This window comes from Armatimonas sp. (assembly GCF_964826245.1).
In genome coordinates this window covers 1-3,118 of sequence record NZ_CBAYMC010000374.1, presented here as the reverse complement: position 1 = coordinate 3,118, position 3,118 = coordinate 1, and the positions used below count along the sequence as shown (strand labels likewise).

3 protein-coding genes are annotated in these 3,118 nt (G+C 58.3%); all 3 read left to right on the top strand.

What is annotated here, in order from left to right; all coding sequences use genetic code 11:
- The coding region (locus tag AC1XOS_RS21650) for an alpha-L-rhamnosidase-related protein (RefSeq protein WP_481964287.1) at positions 1-664 on the top strand (664 nt) is incomplete at its 5' end.
- A 172-nt stretch (positions 665-836) separates the two neighbouring features.
- Positions 837-1,373: an RNA polymerase sigma factor gene (locus tag AC1XOS_RS21645; RefSeq protein ID WP_481964288.1), complete on the top strand. Its 537-nt coding sequence runs from the start codon at positions 837-839 to the stop codon at positions 1,371-1,373.
- Between the two features lie 42 nt (positions 1,374-1,415).
- On the top strand, positions 1,416-3,002 hold the full coding sequence (locus AC1XOS_RS21640; protein WP_481964286.1) for a hypothetical protein: 1,587 nt from the start codon (positions 1,416-1,418) through the stop codon (positions 3,000-3,002).
- Positions 3,003-3,118 lie beyond the last annotated feature (116 nt).

The window sequence follows — 3,118 nt, the reverse complement described above, 5'->3', positions numbered from 1 at the left end:
AGACTACGAGCAGGAAGCCCAGCGCGTACGCAAGGCATATTTGGCAACTTTTCTCGATCCCGCACGCGGTGTTTTTCGAGACGGTGAGGGCAGCGACCATGCCTCGCTCCATGCCAATCTCTTTCCGCTTGCCTTTGGGCTCGTGCCCGATGCCAACCGAGCTACCGTCGTGGCCTTGCTCAAGTCCAAGGGCATGGCGTGCAGTGTCTACGCCGCGCAGTATCTTTTAGAAGCGCTCTTTGCCGAGGGCGAGGCAGAGACCGCCGTCAAGCTCATGCTCGCTCCGGGTGAGCGCTCGTGGCGGCATATGTTAGAGATGGGGGCCACCATGACTGCCGAGGCATGGGACGCCAAGTTCAAGCCGAATCTTACCTTCAGCCACGCCTGGGGTTCTGCGCCCGCCAATCTGATCCCTCGTGGGCTCTTTGGCCTAGAAGCGCTAGAGCCTGGTTATGGAAAGATCGCCCTCGCTCCCCAGACAGGCGGCCTGGAGTGGGCCAAACTCACGGTTCCTACCATCCGAGGCCCGCTCAAGCTTGCCTTCGATACCCGGCGCGGTGGCTTCGTCTTTGAAGTTGAACTTCCTGGCAATGTCACCGCTGAAGTCACCCTGCCCGGCGATAAAGCCCCTCGCAAAATTGGACCTGGCAAGCATAAACTCTGACCGCCGATTGAAATCGGCGTCTAAGAGCTTCGTGCCTCAGCTAAGAAATCGCTCCGCGATTAACCGAATTTAGTCGCGGAGCGACTTTTTGGCGGAACGCCTAGAGACGCTCACTTTCAGTGGGCGGGTCAAGCGTTAGATTTCGCCCGCTTCTTCCGATGAGAGGGCTGTGATGCTTTTCCGCAAGCCGCAGACGACGGCAGATGTGCTTCGAGCCCGCTATCTGAGTGCGGTGCTCTCCTATGTGGCGACACGTGTGGGAGCGGATGCTGCAGAAGACATCACGGCGGAGGTCTTTGGGGCGGCGTTTCGGGCGCTCTCTCGCTGTCCGGCACCCGCTCCCCAGGGCTCAGAGCACGATCCCGCACGGGCCTGGCTCTTTGGGATTGCACGTCACAAAGTCGCGGATCACCTGCGCCGCCCTAAAAACCGTGAAACCCTCCCGCTCCCCGAGTCGCTGCTCGCACCCGGTGGCCCTGAGGCAAGTGTGGAGAGGGCGGAGACAGCGCGGGCGCTCCGGTGCGTGCTGGAGGCGCTTCCTGAGCTTCAGAAAGAGGCGCTCTTGCTCAAGTATGTCGAGCAGCTTAGCCTTGCGGAGATTGCACTCGCGCTGGGAAAGTCAGAAACGGCGATCTCCCAGCTTCTCTACCGTGCCCGACAGAGCGCTCGTGAGCACGGGAAAGCCTACTTTTGTTCGGAGGAACTCTAAATGAACCTCGATGATGAAACACCTTTTCAGGAGAAACTACCTATGCTGAAAGTTGCACCTGCTCCTAGCGCGACGCTAGAGTCACAAATTGCACGGCTGGCACAGAAACACCGTCCACGCCGTGCTCTTGCGCTGGGACTAACCGTGGGGGGACTGGTTGTCGCCGGAGCACTGATAGGATTTGTCTTTGCCCCTCGTATGGCTCTGGCGGGAGTGCTTCGTGATGCCGAGAAAACCTTGAGTGCGGATAGTCTGCATACGCGGATGTATGCTCTGATTCAGGGAAAGCCACAGCTCTTCCAAGAGCTATGGTACGAAAAGGGCAAGATTCGCGATGACGTGTACTTTGGGGAGAGAGCGCTACAGATCGTGGAGGGAGGCTATCGCTGGTACTACCGACCGGGGATGAAGCTGGTCACCTGGCAGAAAGATAGCTACACCAGCACGCAGCTTGCGAATAGCCGGGAAAGTGCACAAAAGGCACAGGAGGCAGGTCGTCGCCTGATCCGTCGCCCGCCGGGTGTGGTAGATGAAGGGGAAGTACTGCGCGATGGCCGACGGTTCCGTCGCTTCGTGGAGGAATCGAGTATTCCTAGCCCTCTTTCTTCAGGAAGGGAGAAACGTCGCTTTATTGTGTGGGTAGATCTGGAGCGACGATGTGTGGATCGAGTGGAGATTCAGGCACTCACCAACGGAGCCTGGGAGACGCAGACACGCTTGGACTATGACTGGCACCGCCCCTTTCCCTCTGCGACATTTGACACACGTTTTCCCGGTGCGAAAATCTACGAGTGGGATCGTTTTGGGGAGGCGGCAGGGAAGCGCTTCGTAAAGCCGCTTGCCACAAAGACATTTGCGAGCCGGACGATTGCCCTACGCGATGTGCAGGTGAACGCGCGAGGGGATGTCTTTGTGCTCTTCACGGATGGCTCGCGGGAGAAAAAGCGCCACACAGAGGAGAGCAATCTCTCGATGGGCCATACGAGCAGTCGTGAGTCTCCCTACATTCACGCAACCAGTGCGATGGAGCCGTACATGGAAGTCAGTAACGGCAAAGATCGAGGCCTAACCATATCGGGCGAAGTGGTTCAGGGAGCCTGTTTTATCCTCAAGAAGCCGCTTATGGGGCCGTGGAAGCCACAGACCTTTGACATCACGATTCACTTTAACGAGCAAGATAGCAAGGACAAGACGATTTATCACACGCGCTGGGCACACTTCCCCGTGACAATTGCCCGTCCGAAAACACTGCTCTTGCCTGACTACGCCGATGCGCTCAAGGTACTGGATCTGGCAGGCGGTTATAAGGCTCGTTTCGAGGAAGATCGAGTTTTCTATCAGCAGTGGGTTGCCGAGCAGGAAGAGCGCTGGACGGACTTACTCAGCCTTGCACGGCAGAGCCTGAAGTACTATGCCAATAACGAGGAGCCCGTGCTCCAGCGCTTTGGGTATGAACTGTCAGCGTGGGTCTACGAGATTCAGGCACTCCGGCATCTCGGGCGGCTTACCGAGGCTCGCCGTGCGCTAGAGGCAATTCCGATTCCAGGAGCGAAGGAGACCCAAGAAGTGCGTGATGAGGCCGCGAAGCTGCGCCGGGCGGAGCAGGGAAAGCCGGAACCTGGGGATTGAGCGGGTTTTGGGAACATTCCTGGCGCTTCTGTCGTAGACTGAGACATGACACGAGTGTGGGGATGGGCTCTGGTGCTGGGACTGGTAGGCTGCGTGGTGGGCTGTGATGCCGTGCC

What these genes read in the sequence shown, in the direction of transcription:
- AC1XOS_RS21645 (WP_481964288.1), top strand. Translation starts at nt 837, where the DNA reads ATGCTTTTCCGCAAGCCGCAGACGACGGCAGATGTGCTTCGAGCCCGC.
- AC1XOS_RS21640 (WP_481964286.1), top strand. Translation starts at nt 1,416, where the DNA reads ATGCTGAAAGTTGCACCTGCTCCTAGCGCGACGCTAGAGTCACAAATT.